This is a genomic window from Acinetobacter nectaris CIP 110549 (genome assembly GCF_000488215.1).
Classification (GTDB): Bacteria; Pseudomonadota; Gammaproteobacteria; order Pseudomonadales; family Moraxellaceae; genus Acinetobacter; species Acinetobacter nectaris.
On the sequence record NZ_KI530712.1, the window covers coordinates 797,532 to 814,166 of the forward strand.

The following is a 16,635-nucleotide window of genomic DNA, read 5'->3' on the forward strand; positions in this document are numbered from 1 at the left end:
ATTTTGCGTATTCTTTCCCCATATAAATAGCATGTGTTATAAAACACAATTCATTTGTTTGAGGAAACGCTCATGAAAAAGTTATCTGCTGTACTTATTGCAACTGTGCTTGGTTCATTTGGCACATATGCAGTTGCAGCACCTGCAACTCAGGCGTGTCAAAAACTACAAGATGACTACAACCTTATTTATGCAGCAAAAGGGTTCTGCTTTAAAGACCCTGAAGCAATAGCAAAATATGGCAATGACAATTGCTACACAACCAAACCTAAATTTTCTGAGCGTGAGCAAGAACGTTTAGACCAAATTAAAGCGCAACAAAAAGCTCTTAATTGCGATTAATACTATTTTAGAGGTTCACTGCAAATGTGGTGAACCTAGACTTCCCTCTCACCCCTTACATCATATACTCTATTGTTTTAACCTTATAATTATGTGCTAAAACATGTCTACACATTACGACACTCAAAATATCTTTGCTAAAATACTTCGTGGCGAAATTCCTGCAATTAAAGTTTATGAAGATGATCGTACACTCGCATTTATGGATATCATGCCTCAGGCTAAAGGGCATACACTTGTTATTCCTAAAGCAGAAGCTGTGACTTTATTAGACCTCTCTGCAGACGATGCTGCCTATACCATCCAAATAGTACAAAAAGTCGCTAAAGCTATTGAAAAAGCATTAGATACATCTGGTATTGTTCTTATGCAACTATCTGGTGAAAGTGCAGGTCAAACCGTCCCACATATACACTTTCATCTCATTCCAAGTTCTATACATGAGTTGCGCAAGCACGCTGCTGAAATGGGAAATCAAGAAGAAATTAAAGCCACTGCTGAAAAAATTAAGTTAGTGTTAGAGCAACTATAATCTTGGTAGATTGAAACTTTGCCCTATAAATATAAGGCAAAGTTTCGAAGTTCTTTTAGTATTTAAACTTCAATGTGAAATTAATTTGGCGTGGATTACCTAGCGTAATAACACGATTGTTATTGTCTATATTATCAATTACACCTGCATAATATTCTTTATCAAACATATTACGTATAGACAACTGCGCACCCCAGTGTTGCGCTTCATACCCTGCTTCAGCATCAAACAATACAAAAGATGGTACACGGAAAGATTCATTCCGTATTTGCTTAGAAGATTCTCCTCTTACACCCGTACCAATATACCAACCAGATAATTCATTCACTGGATAATAACGCATAGACAGGCTATAAGTATTTTCAGGGGTATTTTCTAAACGCTGACCAATTTTCTTTATATTTGTATCTTTGCTAATTTTGGCATCATACATATGGCTAAATGAAGCATTTACACGAAGTTGATCCGATATATTTGCTGCAATTTCTGCTTCTATACCTTTTGTATTTTGTTCACCATCTTGAGACTTAAACCTAGAATTCACGGGATCAGTTACAGGTACATTCTCTAGAGTTAAATTATACCATGCAAGACTTGCTTGCACGTTTTGTGATTCATTTTGGAATTTCAACCCAGTTTCTAACTGTTTACCTTTTTGTGGCTCAAAGGCATTCCCAAATCGGTCTGTACCTGCAACAGGTAAGAAAGAAGTAGAGTAACTTGTATAAGGAGCAACCCAATTATTTATGTTATATAGAGCAGAAACACTCCCTGTAAAAGCTTGATAATGATTCTTTACTTCTTGTGATTTTAATAAGTTTGTTGTTGAGGTTTGTCCCCAATCACTACGACCTGCAAAGTTAAGAATTAAGTTATCTTTAACAACAACTTGATCTCTTGCATACAATCCAACATATGCATTTTTTTGAACATTATTAATATGACTAGACTTATAGTTTTTATCACTACAATCAACTTTGGTGTTATAAACAGGGTTATAAAAATTAAAGTCATTAATCTTACAATTATAGGTATCAACTGTTCTTCGATCAGATAAACCATCTGCTCCAATAAGAATATGATGATCTATATTTTGAAAATTAAATGTTTTTTTGAGTTGATTATCTATAGATAAACTAGACGTATCGATACTCTGCAGATCTGATGTACGAATAATTGACTGATATTTTTTATCAGCCCAACGATCCATTGTTATAAAATTACCGTCAATATTAGATTTCTTAATTGCAAATTTTTGCTCAAAATTCCAATCGTTGTCGAAATTATATTTAAACTTATACCCTAACCGATAAGCATCAACTTTATACGGTTCTGCTGAAGGCTCTCCTAAATAAATCGAACGCTTGAATGGTCCATTAGGATTCTCTTTAAGAGAACTTCCTAAAATAGGAATGCCTTGAATGCGCAAATACTCTCTATGTTGGTAACTTGCAATAAGAGATAGATCTGCTTTATCACCTAAATTAAAAGTGTATGAAGGTGATATAAAGATATTTTTGAAGTATAACTTATCAATCTCATCTTTTTGATCGGCTATACGTCCTGCTAACCGAAATGCTCCTTTTTCGGTATTATTCGGACTATAATTTAAATCAAATTTTCCTTGTTTAAAGCTGTAACTACCATAAGTTAAATCTGCATTTGCAAAAGTATTTGCTTGAGGCCATTTTGATACTAAGTTGACAATACCACCTGGCGCAACTTGTCCAAAATTCACTGATGCTGGTCCTTTAATGACTTGAACTTGATCTATGCCTGAAAGATCAATCGCTGCATCTGATGAGGAGCCTGTACCCAGACCTTGTCTTAACCCATCGACATAAATTTGATTAGAAGCATTTTGCCCACGAATAATAATATCATCTAATCCTCGTCTACTACGATAACCTGCTGATACACCTGCTATATCAGCAATTGCATCCACTAAGGTAGAAGCTTGTTTCTGATCTAACTGTTCACTGGTAATTACACTTACAGATTGAGCTGTTTCAAATAAAGGAGTATCTGACTTAAGACCTGAAACAGCTTTTTTTGCAACATATCCTTCTTGATTATCAGACTTCAACTGAATAGTAGGAAGATTTTGCGCATTATTCGGGTTTGCATATACTGAAGAAGCTGACAAAAAAATAGAAGAAATAATAGAAAAATATAATATGTTATAACGTGTTTGTATCATGAATATATCTATCTTAATGATAATAAGAATCTATTACAATAACACAACACACATTAACTATTTATATTTAATAAATATATAATTAATTAAACAATTAAAAGCTATAGGAAAAATAAATACTTATAATAATCATACTACTAATACACATTATATATACTAAAAAAAAATATATAGTCCATAAGATTAAGCGATTAATGGAATATATAAATTTTCATAGATTGTAATGGTTATATCTAAAAATCTTAGTTGAGTGGCGGATTTATATATCATCAACTCCCATATCTCTGTGACGGCAATGTATATATAAAGTTAATCCTAAAACAAGGGTTAAGATAATTGGTAATTCTTGTAACCATTGCATATATGCAATAAAAGAAGCCAATGCTGTACCCAATGCACCGCCCAAATAATTTAAAGAAGAGTTTAAGGCCAATATATTTTGATGAGATATTTTTGAAATGGATGTTAAGCGATGCTGTTGAGGAACAATACTAGACCAACCCGCATATCCCCATATAAAACAAGCCAAAACTATAAGCTGCCACTGCCCTGAAAACAATAAAATAAAACTTATGATAAGAAGCAATAGAACCAATATTGTCATTTTCTGACTTGAGATATAATTATCCAATAACTTTCCAACAGAAAACGCACCAATACACCCTCCAATTCCCCACAACCACATTGCATAAATATCAATTTTCATGAGACCTTGAATAAATAATAGCTGACCTAAATAGCTGTACAATCCAAGTGATGTAAACCCAGTCAAAAATGTCACCATTAAAATAGGAATGGTCTTAGAGTTAATTATATTCTTATTAAATATTGATGCTCTAGTAGTGATCAATGGAATACTTAAACGGTTCAAGAACAATGCCAATAGACCTACACTTGATAGTCCAATAATACAAAGAATTGTAGTTTTCCATGTATATAGCTGAGACAGCCATAAGCCAAATGGAACTCCGAAAGCAGTTCCGACACTTAGTCCTGCAAGCACAATTGCTATTGCCTGACCTTTATTTTCCTCACCACCCAATTTAATGGCTGTTGCAAAAGCAAGTGGTGAAAAAATACCTGCTCCCACACCAGCGATTAGACGACCTAATATAAATACAGAGAATGCGGTTGCACAAACTGTAAGAATATTACCAACAATAAAGACACCAACTGCCAATTGCAACAGATGAGAAGTGTGGAGACGCTGAAAAATCTTTCCAAAAATTGGCGTACTCAATGCATAAGCGAGTGTAAATATAGCAATGCCTAAACCAACCTGTTCAGGACGACTCCCTATACTTTGAGCAATAGATGGAAGCAACCCTGAGAGCACATAAGCATCTAACCCTAAAGCACAATTTACTAAGCAAAGAAACCAAAGCTTAAGCATGCTGCTACTCCTTTAACAGAAGGAGCATTAACTCAGGATACTTCTTTTCAAAAGTCTCTTTACGAATAGAAATCCAACAATTTCTACCTTCAGGTTGAGTATAAGTGAGCCCTGCCTCTCTAAGTGTTTTTGTATGATGTGTAAGGGTCGATTTTGGAATATTAGGCACTAAGTCCAAACTATTCATTTTATCAACACAGAGTAATTTTTTGATAATGTCTAACCGTATCGGGTCACTTAATGCAAAAAGAACTTGGCTTAATACAAGTTCATCTAATTTAGGATGATTATAAACACGTACCATATTATTGTTCCAAAATAATCAAACAATAATAATGTTCCATTTTTGTCGAATATTCAAGCTATTTTTCTAAAATAGGCTCAAGTGCCAATTTCTCTGATAAAAACTGAAGTAAAACACGAAGTTTAATAGGTATATAACGCGTGGGTGGATATAAAAACCATGCATCACCACTATAATACGTTTCAAAATACCACTCAGGAAGAACATGAATGAGCTCACCTGTTGCCAATGCATTTTTTGCAACAAAATAAGGTAAGCTCGCAATACCTAAGTGCTGTAATGCTGCACTGAGTCGAATACTCGTATGGTTTGCAAAATATCTTCCCTTCACATTAACAGTCACCATTTTATTATTTTTGACAAATTTCCATTTTGCATCAATTGGTTGCTCCCCTAAACAAATGCACTGATGTTCTTTCAAATCATGAGGATGCTGAATAGGTAAATGTGTTTTTATATAATATGGTGTCGCAACAATCACATGGTCTATCGGCAACAGCTTTTTACCCATTAAAGCACCCGAAGGAGACTTTGTAATGCGAATTGCTGCATCGACATTGTCATCAATAAAATCAATATAACGATCTTCTAACAGCATTTGCACATTAATTTGCGGATATTTCTCTAAGAACTCGGGTAAATGTGGGTGAATTAAATAATGACCAATCGCCTTAGGCACACTAATACGTACCGTACCATAAGGTTCATCATTAAATTTTCCAGAGCTTTCCATCACAGCTTCAGATGCACTCACCATGTCTAAACAATGTGCATAGATATGCTTACCACCCTCGCTTAATCTTAATTTTCGAGTTGTTCTATGCAATAGCCGTGTTGCTAATACTTTCTCCAACCGAGAAACAGCACGACTCACCGCAGACGGCGTTTGACCGAGTTGACGTGCTGTTTCAGAAAAACTTCCTGTTTCAACTACTTTTACAAATACAGCCATCTCTTGCAAAAGGTTAATACTTTTATTTGTGCTCATGAGACAAAAATGTTTTGATTTTTAGATAGATTATCACGAGTCATATTCTCTTATACACTTTATATATCTAGTGTAGAGGATATTCATATGTATATTTATTTTTTCTTAAACAAGGTCTTATCAAAAATCTATCTTGTTTTTCTAAATAGAAACTCAATAGAACATTATAAAAATTTCTTACCTTTATTGACTGTAGAGCATAACCATGTGGCTTCATGAGTTTCTTATTTTAGCATGCGTACATTTTCTAGCTGTCATTTTACCGGGACCTGACTTTGGGTTAATCGTACGCCAAAGTATTCGATATGGTCGAAAAATGGCTTGTATTAGTGCAATTGGTATTGGTTGCGGTATATCAGTGCATGTTTTCTATACACTTATTGGGTTTAGTTTTCTTATTAAACAAACACCTTGGTTACTGCTTACATTAAAAATTTTAGGTGCTTGCTATCTTTTATACTTAGGTATTCTATTTATACGTAGCTCTCCTACACCCCAAGTCGCCATTCAAGAAAATAAACCTGAAGATACACAAGAAATAAGCACATGGCGTGCTTTTTACTTAGGCTTTATTACCAATGCACTCAACCCTAAAGCGACACTCTTCTTTTTATCTATTTTTACAACACTCATTAGTCCATCAACACCATTGACTATTCAGACACTTTATGGTCTTTGGATGTGTAGCATTAATGCGCTTTGGTTTGTTTTTGTGAGTTTTATTTTTTCTAATACGAAGGTACGAACTGCTTTTCTCAATCAAGGAAAACTTTTTGAGCGTATTATGGGCATTATTTTTATTGTTATTGCCACAAAGCTCATTCTCAGCCAAATTTAATCTTGGAATAATTATTGCATCTATTCTCAATAAATATGAGATTGGGAATAGACATGCTACAACTACTCAAGAAAAACCTATTTTTACAGGTGGTCATTGCGTTAATACTTGGTGTATTTTTAGGTGTTACAGCCCATCAATTTGCATTAAATCTAAAGCCTCTTGGCGATGGTTTTATATCCCTCATTAAAATGCTCATTGCACCTATTGTTTTTTGTGTCATTACTCTTGGCATTTATGGCGCAGGTGATATTAAAAAAATGGGCTGCGTAGGCACAAAAACTATTCTTTACTTTGAAATTATTTCAACCATTGCACTGGTACTGGGCATTGCTGTAGCCTACATATTCAAACCCGGTGCAAACATGAATATTCAACTCACAAGCTTACATAGCAGTGACTTGAACACCTATGTTCAACGCGCACAGCACTTACAATCTATTCCTGATTTCTTTTTACATCTTATTCCAAATACAATCTTTGATGCATTTACCAAAGGCGATATTTTACAAGTACTCATCATCGCTGTTTTATTTGGCGTAAGCATGCTACTTGTGCCCAAAAATATTGCGGCGCCTACAAAAGTATTTATTGAATCTATTTCTGAAATTCTATTTAAAATGATGGGGCTGATTATTCGTTTAGCACCACTTGGTGTACTTGGGTCAGTCGCGTATACCACTGCTCAATTTGGTTTAGATTCTCTGTTTAAATTAAGCTATCTCATCATACTATTTTATCTCACATGTATTATTTTCATTGTTTGTATTCTTGGCTCTATTTTAAAAATTTCAGGTTTGAATATTTTTAAATTTCTTCATTACTTTAAAGAGGAACTTCTTATTGTATTAGGTACGGCCTCATCAGATGCTGTACTGCCACAAATTATGCAAAAATTAAAAAATCTAGGAATTAAAGACAGTACCGTAGGACTTGTAATTCCTACTGGCTACTCTTTTAACTTAGATGGCTTCTCAATTTATTTAACTCTCGGTGTTATTTTTATTGCACAGGCTTGCAATATAGACCTTAGCCTATCTCACCTGCTACTTATACTGTTTGTATCTTTACTCACATCAAAAGGTGCACATGGTGTTCCCGGCTCTGCAATCGTTATTCTTGCAGCAACGCTTTCAATCATTCCTGACCTTCCAACCATTGGGCTTGTATTATTACTTTCTATAGACTGGTTCATTGGTATTGTCAGAGCAATTACCAACCTTATTGGAAACTGTGTAGCCACTGTTTTCATTGCAACATGGGAAAAAGATATTGACCTCGCAAAAGCCAAAGATGTTTTAAAAACACATCCCAAAAATGCAGCAATACCCATTACACAGAAATAAAAAAGGTGGCTTAAGCCACCTTTTTCACTTTACTGAATTACTTTAAGAAACCCGAAACCATACCTAACACTTTTTGAATATCATCATTTGCTTCTTGGTTATTTGTTTGCTCACCTTTTGGTGTTAAAGCATTAATAATTTGTGGTAGCACTGTACCAATCGCACCATAAACATCTTGCTTTTGGGTTTGCGTTTGTTCTGCAACCTGCTCTACTTCTTTATCGTTAAACAAATTTTGCACATGGTCATTTGCGACATCTGAATGTTCAGATGTTGATGGGTCAACCCAATTTTGTACTTGACTTGTTAAACCTGAACCACGCAGTTTATCTAATGCTGCTTGTAAGCCACCTTGTTGTTGAATCCAAGAAAGGATTAAAGGAACAACAGCAACCAAAAGCGATTGTGTGCCCGAACTATTATTTTGTTCACTTCCAGTATTTGAACCACCTGTTAATGAACCTAGAACCCCTCCAAGCATGCCACCTAAACCACCAGAAGATGAGTTATTTTGATTACTACCAAGTTGCCCCAAAACTGAGCCTAACATACCGCCAAGCCCTGAGTTATTTTGACCTGCCTGTCCACCCAATGCTTGTTTTGCTAAACCTTCGACAATGCTTGTTAAATCAGTCATTTAGAACCTCTATAACTTATAGTTAGATATTGAAATATTATCGTATTTTAAGATCTGCTTCTGTTATTTTTTGATATAAGCAATAACATCAGCCACATAAAACTTATTCATTATTTGAATAAAATTATATACTCTATCTTTCAGAGATTACAACAATATTTAAAAAAATCATAAACATACATATAAAAATAAAGTAAAACTTAATCTCAACGAACAAGAAACGAATGAGTGATAAATATACTATATTTTAATATTTCGACTATTTTATATACATTAAATTATGCTAAATAAACTTTCTGCTTTATTGCTATTGGGGTCTATTTCATCTTTTGCAACAGCAAATGTTATTCCACATGATCAAGTTGTTGGGTTTCCCGATAAAATTCAGGGATACTACAAAACCTTCCAACCTCAACTTAAAGTCTTTGATGGTTGTGTACCATTTCCTGCTGTAGATGCGGCAGGAAATGTAAGTGGTGGCCTACAACCATCAGGTGCGATGAATGGGCACTGTTCATCTAGTACAGGACAAGTTTATGTCAATCAGGCATCCTATAAAGGTGAATGTGCCGTGATGTATTCATGGTTTTTTCCAAAAGATCAAAATGTTGATGGCCCCGGAAATATGGGGCACCGCTATGATTGGGAAAATATTGTTGTTTGGCTATCAAGCTGTAGTGACAACGCACGTATTAATGCTATTTCTTACTCAGCCCATGGAAAATATGACAAAGATACCAATCCTGCACTAGATGGAACACATCCCCTTGTCGCCTATCAAAGAAATCCTATACCGCTAGATCACTCATTAACAAAAACATATTATCATGGTGGCTACCAAAATGGCGTAAGCTGGTGGGGACTATCACCACAAGCACGAACAGCTTTAGATACATATAATTTTGGCAAAGCAAATGTACCCTTCAACTCAAATAATTTCTTTAGAAATATTGAGTTGTCTTATTATAAATAACGAATTACCAACGAAATTTGTTCCAATTCTCTGGGTTGGCCCAAAACTTTGAATTGAGCCAATCTGGAGTATTTTTATAGCTCAAAATATTAAATTGCCAAAGCGTTTGCTGTGAATCTTGAAGTGCATCATCAACGATTCGAGTTAATCCTAAAGAACGCATAAACGCATCATCTCCTTGCGGTGCAATAACAACAACGTGCTTTGCCCATAAATCTCGTAGCTTCACAATAATTTGACCACGCTCCAATTGAGAACGTCGATTTAAATCATCATTAAAAACCACAAAACCCAAGTCATAACGCTGTGTAAATGGCAGATTTAAAATGTCAGATGCGTTAAAATACTGCCATTGTATTTTTTTATTCAAATCATATTGTGCAATATCTTGCCCAATGCATAATGCAGTTTTTAATGACTGCATCTGAGTTAAATCGTCTAGCAAAGAAGCGATGACATTCTGCTCACTCATAAACTGCACCCTTAAAGTCTTAGCGAGAATTTTGTATGGAATTTCAAGGCATTTGCCGTAAAATGCATGCTGATTTAGCCAACCACAGTGTCACACATCATGATACCGAGCAGGCAAATGTTGAATATACATTTATTTTAGATAACTCAAAAGTAGATATTCCTTTTTCAGTCGGTCAACACATAGAAATCTCTTGGACAGGAAATATCTATTGCACATCATGTGGGAAAAAAACACCTAAATCTTACTCCCAAGGTCACTGCTTTAAATGTTTTAAAACAAAAGCAGAATGTGACATGTGCATTATGAAGCCTGAAACGTGCCATTACCATATGGGCACATGCCGAGAAGAAGATTTTGCACAGCGTGTTTGCTTTCAACCACATATTGTTTATCTTGCAAACTCAAGCGCACTTAAAGTCGGTATTACACGTCTTGGTCAAATGCCAACACGCTGGCTTGACCAAGGTGCGACTCAAGCACTTCCTATTATGAAAGTAGGTTCTCGTCGTTTATCCGGTCATTTAGAAACAATGTTTGCCGAACAGGTTGCCGATAAAACAGATTGGCGAAAACTGCTAAAAGGTGAGGCTGAACCTCTAGACCTAATACAAACACGAGATGAATTGCTCGGAGAGTTCCAAGAGCAAATTGAAGAAATCAGCGATGAATTTTCTTTAAATATAGAATTTGATGAAGATGTTAAAATTCTTGCAAATGAAAAACAGCGTGAATTTATTTACCCTGTGCAGACCTATCCAACGAAAATAAAATCACATAACTTAGATAAGACCCCTATTATTGGAGGAGTCTTACAAGGTATTAAAGGTCAATATTTAATCTTTGATACAGGTGTCATTAATATTCGCAAATATACAGGCTATGAACTTAAACTTCATTTCTCACTTTAACTAAGTTTAGAATCGCTTGCACAGGATCTTCCGTATTGCCTGAAATGAGCTGTTTATGCGCTGTTAAATGTTGCATTTTCTGAATTTGTGCAGTTTCTTGATTCACTAGTTTTTTGAGCGCTTGTGCAAGACTATCTGCCGTTGCATTGTCTTGTACAAGCTCCTCAATTACTTTTTTACCTGCAATAATATTAGGTAATGAAAAGTAAGGAATTTTAACCATTCTTTTTGCAATCTGATATGTAAACCAATTTAACTTATAAAATGTGACCATCGGTTTATGGAGTAGCATTCCTTCAAGTGTTGCTGTTCCTGAAGCAAGTGCCACAATATCACTCGCTGCCATGACCTGCCGACCTATTTTTGACTCTGTTTGTGTGTTGTCTAAAATATGTACTTTATGCTGAAAATCTAATGGATAAGACGATAATACTTCTGCAATTTGTGTTTTTCTCTTTTCATTAATTGCAGGCACCAAATACTCATAATCTGGATAATCTCTTTGCAAAATTTCCGCAGCACCAAATACCAATGGTGCTAAACGCTCAACCTCACCACGGCGACTTCCCGGTAGTAATCCAATATAAGTAGTGTCCTGATTTAATTTTAAATCTACCTTCGCTTCGGATATATCATTTTCTAATGGCATACTTTTCGCAAGAGGGTGACCAACAAAAATTGCAGGAACAGCATGTCTTGCATAAAACTGTTTTTCAAATGGGAATAAACACAAAACTAAATCAATCGTTTTTTGAATGCCTAAAACACGCTTTTGTCTCCATGCCCATACAGATGGGCTGACATATTGAACTGTCTTAATTGGTAAATTATTTTGCTTAATTTTCTTAGAAAGACGTAAGTTAAAATCAGGTGCATCAATACCAATAAATACATCTACAGGATCTTTTGTCCATTTTTCAACTAAACCATCACGTATAGCAAACAAGGCCTTTAAGTCTTTCAAAACTTCCACAATACCCATCACAGATAAAGTTTCCATAGGATAGAAACTTTGAAAGCCTTCCGCAATCATTTGTGGCCCACCTACCCCTTCAAATATAGCTTCAATACCTTGTGACTTAAACTGGCGCATAAGTTCAGCACCTAAAGTATCACCTGAAACCTCACCCACCACCATACCTATTCTTAAAGGCTGCTTTTGCACAAATGTTATTCCCTTATAGTATTCATTGACCATTATACGCATTCGGCATAAGACATAAAGTCAGCCCCAAATAAAAGATATTGATAATCATTATTGATTGAATAATAAAAATATATATAATCATGTTTTATTTTTGGGGAAGTTATAATGGCTAAACATTTACTCTACATTTGTATCGTCAGTTCAATCTACAACACAGCTTATGCAGAAAATCAGGTTCTCCCAACCATTTCTATACAGTCCCAATCAAATGCACAAACATACTCTAGCCATCAATCAAGTACAGCAACACGTACAAATACATCTATTCAAGATACACCTCAAGAAGTTATCGTCATCAATAAAAATATCCTGAATGATATCCAAGCGACACGTTTATCAGATGGCTTAGATATTGCAGGTATTGGACGTGGTAATAATTTTGGTGGGCAAGGTTTAACCACATATACGGTTCGTGGTTTTACTAGTGGTGAATACTTCAAAAATGGTTTTCCAATTAATCGTGGCTACCCTAATTCACCCGATAGTAATACAATTGAACGCATTGATATTATTAAAGGCCCTGCTGCAACATTATACGGTCGAACAGATCCGGGGGGCACACTAAATATTGTGAGTAAAACCCCTCAAAATAAGCAGTTGACAGAACTCGGCGCACTTATAGATAGTGAAGGCTTATTTAGAAGCACATTAGATGCAACAGGGCCTTTAAGCCAAACCTTTAGTTACAGTTTAAATGCAATGTCTGAAACAGGCGATACTTATAGAGATGGCGTTAAAACAAAAAGATGGGACATCTCCCCTGTTCTCCAATGGCAACCTTCAGATCAGACAAAAGTCATACTTGAGGCTGACTTTTTAAGAAACCAGCACCCATTAGATCGAGGCTTTACAAGATACTCAGGACAAAGTAAAACGAGCTTTGATCCAAGCACATACTGGTGGGAACCTGGCAAAGATAGAAACAATCTGACCAATAGCAACGACATGCTACAGCTACGCTTAGAGCAAGCACTCAGTCCAAACTGGAAACTAAATGTTGGCGGGCAATATTTAAAAGGTGATTTAGCAGGCTATGCTGTAGAAGCATATGGTTTAAAGCCAAACACCAATGGTAACGTTATTACACGTAACTATAATTGGCGTCATTTATCATGGGAAGATAAAGATTTCCAAGCAAATGTTACAGGTCAATTTGACTTATTCAATATGCAACATACGCTTATTGCAGGAATCGAGCTAGAAGAATATGACTATCGATCTTTGATTATTCGCTCTCCTAAAACTGCTAATTTTGATTTAAATATAAACCAACCAACTCTAGGTCAAACTCTTCCTGCACTGACGAATGTCACAACACGTGATCATGAGAAGTTACGCAGTCAAGCATACTTCATACAGGATCAAATCGCTTTATCTTCACAGTTAAAAACATTATTGGGTCTGCGCTACGAAGCATACAAAGATAAATATACAGATTTTCTAACGTCTTCAAGTTGGATGGCAAATGAAGGTGCTTTTATCCCTCGCCTAGGTTTCATCTATACACCGAATGATGATCTTAGTATATATACAAGTGCAAGTAAGTCATTTAAGCCAAATACAGGTGCCGATCGTTTTGGTAAAGGATTTACACCCGAAACAGGTATTTCATATGAAATTGGTTCTAAATGGCAAATCATTCCAAACCGTTTAAATATAGATGCAACAGTATATTATACAAAGAAAAATAATGTACTTACTCTAGACCCAGTAGATACAACTAAATCAATTGCCGCAGGTAAGGTTTCTAGCAAAGGGATTGATTTAAATATTACGGGTCAAATTACAGATGCATTTAAAATTATTGGAAACTATGCCTATGTAGATGCTTCCGTAGTTAAAGATAATACGCTAAAGAAAGGTACACGCCTTGCCAACATTCCAAAAAACAGCCTAAATATTCTAGCAATGTATGACATTCAATCAGGACAACTCGATGGATTAAGTTTAGGAATAAATCAACACTTCATTGATCGAAGAAAAGGCCTCACTTCAAATACAAGTTATGATATGCCTGCTTACGCTACCACAGACTTAGTTGCAACATATAAAGCCTCTGAGAATCTAAAGTTTAGTTTAAATATCAGAAATATTTTTGATAAAAACTATGATAGCAGTGCATTTAATATGTATGTCTACCCCGGACAAGGAAGAAATGCTCAGCTTGGAGTCACTTATAAGTTTTAATTTCACATATACCTCATATACTTAAAGCAATATGAGGTATATCTAAAAAACTAGCTATAGAATACTCTTTTAAAAAATATAAATAATTCTCATTTGCTTTTTATTTTTAAAGATAAGTAAATGAAGAATCAAGACAACTCTATCGAAGAAAAAGTCATAAGATATGCATATTTTAAGATATTGGCATAATCACAATGTATGACGCGCTTCAATTTATACTTGCAGGTATGGTCGTTGGCTTTTGTGTCGGCATTACTGGTGTGGGTGGCGGTTCTCTAATGACACCCATGCTTATAGGTCTATTTAAAATAGAACCACATATTGCAATTGGTACAGATCTTATTTATGCCTCTATTTCCAAATTTTGTGGCTCTTTAGTACATGCAAAAAAATTAAATGTCGTTTGGCCAATCGTACTTTGGCTATCACTTGGTAGTATTCCTGCATCATTTGCAACACATTGGGTACTTGAGCACTATTTAAGCCAATCGACAACCTATAAATCTGTACTAACAATGGTACTTGGCTTCATGCTTACCCTGACAGGTATTTCAATTATTTTTAGAAATAAAATTGAAAACTTTTTCAAACGATTTCATAAAAACAATAATGAAGCTCAGCCTGTTGAGATTACAAGTAAAAAAAGAATTTATATTATTTTAATGGGGATTATTCTTGGAATATTTGTCACGCTATCCTCTGTAGGTGCGGGTGCATTTGGTGTTATGGCACTTATCTTACTCTTCCCTAACTTACCAATGATTCGTATTATCGGCTCAGATGTTGTACATGCTGTATGTCTAACCTTTGTAGCAGGACTTGCTCATATGAGTTCAGGCAATGTAGATTTTCATCTACTTGGTTGGCTCTTGGTTGGTTCTATACCGTCTATTATCATCGGTACGCTCATTAGCAGTAAAATGCCTGAACAGTTTATTCGTAAAGTTCTAGGTATTACACTTCTATTATTAGGTATTAACTTTATGCTCCATCCAACAAAAGCAAAACCTGTACAGCACACATCACCGCCACAAGCTACGGTTATCTCAAACCAACATTTAACCTAGCATATAAGCCCATATACTTAACTATTTAAGACACAACAATTATATTTGTCTTTTTAATATATGGGCTTTATAGTTTAAATTATTCTTAACCTCCAAGATCACTAACGGCAATGAATACTGAACAACAAAATTCGACTACCTCAAACGATATTGATGACGTCAATATTAGTAGCATGCAACCGCTTATCACACCAGCTCAACTTAAAGCTGAACTACCGTTATCAGGCAAAGCACATGAAACAGTGCTAAAAGGTCGTGAGCAAGTTCGTAAAATTCTAGATGGCGAAGATAAGCGTATATTTGTAGTCATTGGCCCTTGTTCTATTCACGACCCCAAAGCTGCACATGAATATGCAGATCGCCTAAAAGCGCTTAGTGAAAAAGTAAAAGATACACTTTATATTATTATGCGTGTTTACTTTGAAAAGCCAAGAACGACAGTGGGTTGGAAAGGATTAATTAACGACCCGAATATGGACGATTCATTCGATATTGAAAAAGGCTTACGCATCGGTCGTCAACTTCTATTAGATTTAAATGAAAAAGGGCTTCCTTGTGCAACAGAAGCACTCGACCCAAATTCACCACAATATCTACAAGACCTCATTTCATGGTCAGCAATTGGCGCACGTACAACAGAAAGTCAAACTCACCGCGAGATGTCGTCAGGGCTTTCTTCACCTGTTGGCTTTAAAAATGGGACAGATGGAAGCTTTACTGTTGCGATTAATGCAATGCAAGCCGTAAAACATGGTCATAATTTCTTAGGTTTGAACAATGATGGACAAGTTTCTATCATTCGTACGCGTGGAAACCAATACGGCCATGTTGTACTACGTGGTGGCAATGGTAAACCTAACTATGATGCAACGTCTGTTGCTGCAGCTGAAGATGCACTCACAAAAGCAAAAGTTGCACATCACATTATGATTGATGGAAGCCATGCAAATTCAAATAAAGACCCATACTTACAGCCATTGGTCTTAAAGAATGTAACGGAACAAATCCAAAACGGTAACCGTTCTATTATTGGTTTAATGGTGGAAAGTCATCTTAAAGGTGGTCGTCAGGATATTCCTAGCAACTTATGTGATCTTGAATACGGAAAATCTGTCACAGATGGTTGTATTGATTGGGACACAACAGAAAAAGTGCTTTTGGAAATGCATCAAGCATTAAAAGATGTTTTACCAAAACGATAATATCATGCACACTATACGCCATCTATGATGGCGTTT

The 16,635-nt window shown here is 35.5% G+C and carries 16 protein-coding genes; 9 read left to right on the forward strand and 7 right to left on the reverse strand.

Translation table 11 applies throughout. The features are described from left to right. Nucleotides 1-72 precede the first annotated feature (72 nt). Both P256_RS04135 and P256_RS04140 read left to right on the forward strand, forming a co-directional pair. A complete protein-coding gene (locus tag P256_RS04135; protein ID WP_023272425.1) occupies nucleotides 73-342 on the forward strand; it encodes a YARHG domain-containing protein in 270 nt (89 codons plus the stop codon). 103 nt (nucleotides 343-445) lie between these two features. Continuing rightward, entirely contained in the window at nucleotides 446-874 is a 429-nt protein-coding gene (locus tag P256_RS04140; RefSeq protein ID WP_023272426.1) for an HIT family protein, read from the forward strand. A 55-nt stretch (nucleotides 875-929) separates the two neighbouring features. Here P256_RS04140 and P256_RS04145 read toward each other — a convergent pair whose 3' ends face one another. The 4 genes from P256_RS04145 to P256_RS04160 form a co-directional block, all read right to left on the reverse strand. Continuing rightward, the gene (locus P256_RS04145; RefSeq protein WP_023272427.1) at nucleotides 930-3,074 is read right to left on the reverse strand and encodes a TonB-dependent siderophore receptor; all 2,145 of its coding nucleotides are present in this window, start codon (nucleotides 3,072-3,074) and stop codon (nucleotides 930-932) included. 259 nt (nucleotides 3,075-3,333) lie between these two features. Continuing rightward, the gene (locus P256_RS04150; protein ID WP_023272428.1) at nucleotides 3,334-4,467 is read right to left on the reverse strand and encodes an MFS transporter; all 1,134 of its coding nucleotides are present in this window, start codon (nucleotides 4,465-4,467) and stop codon (nucleotides 3,334-3,336) included. A 4-nt stretch (nucleotides 4,468-4,471) separates the two neighbouring features. Then, nucleotides 4,472-4,771, reverse strand: a complete 300-nt coding sequence (locus P256_RS04155; RefSeq protein WP_023272429.1) for an ArsR/SmtB family transcription factor — start codon at nucleotides 4,769-4,771, stop codon at nucleotides 4,472-4,474. Nucleotides 4,772-4,829: 58 nt separating this feature from the next. Continuing rightward, nucleotides 4,830-5,759, reverse strand: coding sequence for a LysR family transcriptional regulator (locus P256_RS04160; protein ID WP_023272430.1), 930 nt, complete (start codon nucleotides 5,757-5,759; stop codon nucleotides 4,830-4,832). 205 nt (nucleotides 5,760-5,964) lie between these two features. Between P256_RS04160 and P256_RS04165 the strand changes: the two genes are divergently transcribed. Then, the gene (locus P256_RS04165; RefSeq protein WP_023272431.1) at nucleotides 5,965-6,597 is read left to right on the forward strand and encodes a LysE family translocator; all 633 of its coding nucleotides are present in this window, start codon (nucleotides 5,965-5,967) and stop codon (nucleotides 6,595-6,597) included. A 53-nt stretch (nucleotides 6,598-6,650) separates the two neighbouring features. Further along, entirely contained in the window at nucleotides 6,651-7,943 is a 1,293-nt protein-coding gene (gene dctA, locus P256_RS04170) for a C4-dicarboxylate transporter DctA (RefSeq protein WP_023272432.1), read from the forward strand. Nucleotides 7,944-7,980: 37 nt separating this feature from the next. Here the strand turns inward: dctA and P256_RS04175 are convergent, their stop codons facing one another. Continuing rightward, the gene (locus P256_RS04175) at nucleotides 7,981-8,580 is read right to left on the reverse strand and encodes a YidB family protein (RefSeq protein WP_023272433.1); all 600 of its coding nucleotides are present in this window, start codon (nucleotides 8,578-8,580) and stop codon (nucleotides 7,981-7,983) included. 280 nt (nucleotides 8,581-8,860) lie between these two features. On the opposite strand from P256_RS04175, the gene P256_RS04180 reads away from it, so the two are divergent. Beyond that, nucleotides 8,861-9,553, forward strand: coding sequence for an NPP1 family protein (locus tag P256_RS04180; protein WP_023272434.1), 693 nt, complete (start codon nucleotides 8,861-8,863; stop codon nucleotides 9,551-9,553). A gap of 4 nt (nucleotides 9,554-9,557) precedes the next feature. Here P256_RS04180 and P256_RS04185 read toward each other — a convergent pair whose 3' ends face one another. After that, nucleotides 9,558-10,025, reverse strand: coding sequence for a DUF6231 family protein (locus P256_RS04185; protein ID WP_023272435.1), 468 nt, complete (start codon nucleotides 10,023-10,025; stop codon nucleotides 9,558-9,560). 35 nt (nucleotides 10,026-10,060) lie between these two features. Here P256_RS04185 and P256_RS04190 point away from each other — a divergent pair, with 35 nt between their 5' ends. Then, nucleotides 10,061-10,936 (forward strand): DUF2797 domain-containing protein, encoded by an 876-nt coding sequence (locus P256_RS04190; RefSeq protein ID WP_023272436.1) that lies wholly within the window; start codon nucleotides 10,061-10,063, stop codon nucleotides 10,934-10,936. On the opposite strand, the gene lpxB is transcribed toward P256_RS04190, so the two are convergent. Continuing rightward, entirely contained in the window at nucleotides 10,914-12,101 is a 1,188-nt protein-coding gene (gene lpxB / locus P256_RS04195; protein ID WP_040331797.1) for a lipid-A-disaccharide synthase, read from the reverse strand. The genes P256_RS04190 and lpxB overlap by 23 nt on opposite strands. 147 nt (nucleotides 12,102-12,248) lie before the next feature. On the opposite strand from lpxB, the gene P256_RS04200 reads away from it, so the two are divergent. The 3 genes from P256_RS04200 (at nucleotide 12,249) to P256_RS04210 (ending at nucleotide 16,599) form a co-directional block, all read left to right on the forward strand. Then, complete coding sequence (locus P256_RS04200; RefSeq protein ID WP_023272438.1) at nucleotides 12,249-14,330, forward strand: TonB-dependent siderophore receptor; 2,082 nt, start codon at nucleotides 12,249-12,251, stop codon at nucleotides 14,328-14,330. A gap of 194 nt (nucleotides 14,331-14,524) precedes the next feature. Continuing rightward, nucleotides 14,525-15,397, forward strand: coding sequence for a sulfite exporter TauE/SafE family protein (locus P256_RS04205; RefSeq protein WP_023272439.1), 873 nt, complete (start codon nucleotides 14,525-14,527; stop codon nucleotides 15,395-15,397). Nucleotides 15,398-15,507: 110 nt separating this feature from the next. Next, nucleotides 15,508-16,599: a 3-deoxy-7-phosphoheptulonate synthase gene (locus P256_RS04210; protein ID WP_023272440.1), complete on the forward strand. Its 1,092-nt coding sequence runs from the start codon at nucleotides 15,508-15,510 to the stop codon at nucleotides 16,597-16,599. Nucleotides 16,600-16,635 lie beyond the last annotated feature (36 nt).

Bases quoted from the DNA above. Each gene is read 5' to 3' on its own strand.
- P256_RS04145 (WP_023272427.1), bottom strand. From the start codon at position 3,074: ATGATACAAACACGTTATAACATATTATATTTTTCTATTATTTCTTCT.
- P256_RS04150 (WP_023272428.1), bottom strand. From the start codon at position 4,467: ATGCTTAAGCTTTGGTTTCTTTGCTTAGTAAATTGTGCTTTAGGGTTA.
- P256_RS04175 (WP_023272433.1), bottom strand. From the start codon at position 8,580: ATGACTGATTTAACAAGCATTGTCGAAGGTTTAGCAAAACAAGCATTG.
- P256_RS04180 (WP_023272434.1), top strand. From the start codon at position 8,861: ATGCTAAATAAACTTTCTGCTTTATTGCTATTGGGGTCTATTTCATCT.
- P256_RS04160 (WP_023272430.1), bottom strand. From the start codon at position 5,759: ATGAGCACAAATAAAAGTATTAACCTTTTGCAAGAGATGGCTGTATTT.
- P256_RS04205 (WP_023272439.1), top strand. From the start codon at position 14,525: ATGTATGACGCGCTTCAATTTATACTTGCAGGTATGGTCGTTGGCTTT.
- P256_RS04210 (WP_023272440.1), top strand. From the start codon at position 15,508: ATGAATACTGAACAACAAAATTCGACTACCTCAAACGATATTGATGAC.
- P256_RS04155 (WP_023272429.1), bottom strand. From the start codon at position 4,771: ATGGTACGTGTTTATAATCATCCTAAATTAGATGAACTTGTATTAAGC.
- P256_RS04140 (WP_023272426.1), top strand. From the start codon at position 446: ATGTCTACACATTACGACACTCAAAATATCTTTGCTAAAATACTTCGT.
- P256_RS04135 (WP_023272425.1), top strand. From the start codon at position 73: ATGAAAAAGTTATCTGCTGTACTTATTGCAACTGTGCTTGGTTCATTT.
- P256_RS04185 (WP_023272435.1), bottom strand. From the start codon at position 10,025: ATGAGTGAGCAGAATGTCATCGCTTCTTTGCTAGACGATTTAACTCAG.
- P256_RS04200 (WP_023272438.1), top strand. From the start codon at position 12,249: ATGGCTAAACATTTACTCTACATTTGTATCGTCAGTTCAATCTACAAC.
- dctA (WP_023272432.1), top strand. From the start codon at position 6,651: ATGCTACAACTACTCAAGAAAAACCTATTTTTACAGGTGGTCATTGCG.
- P256_RS04165 (WP_023272431.1), top strand. From the start codon at position 5,965: ATGTGGCTTCATGAGTTTCTTATTTTAGCATGCGTACATTTTCTAGCT.
- P256_RS04190 (WP_023272436.1), top strand. From the start codon at position 10,061: ATGGAATTTCAAGGCATTTGCCGTAAAATGCATGCTGATTTAGCCAAC.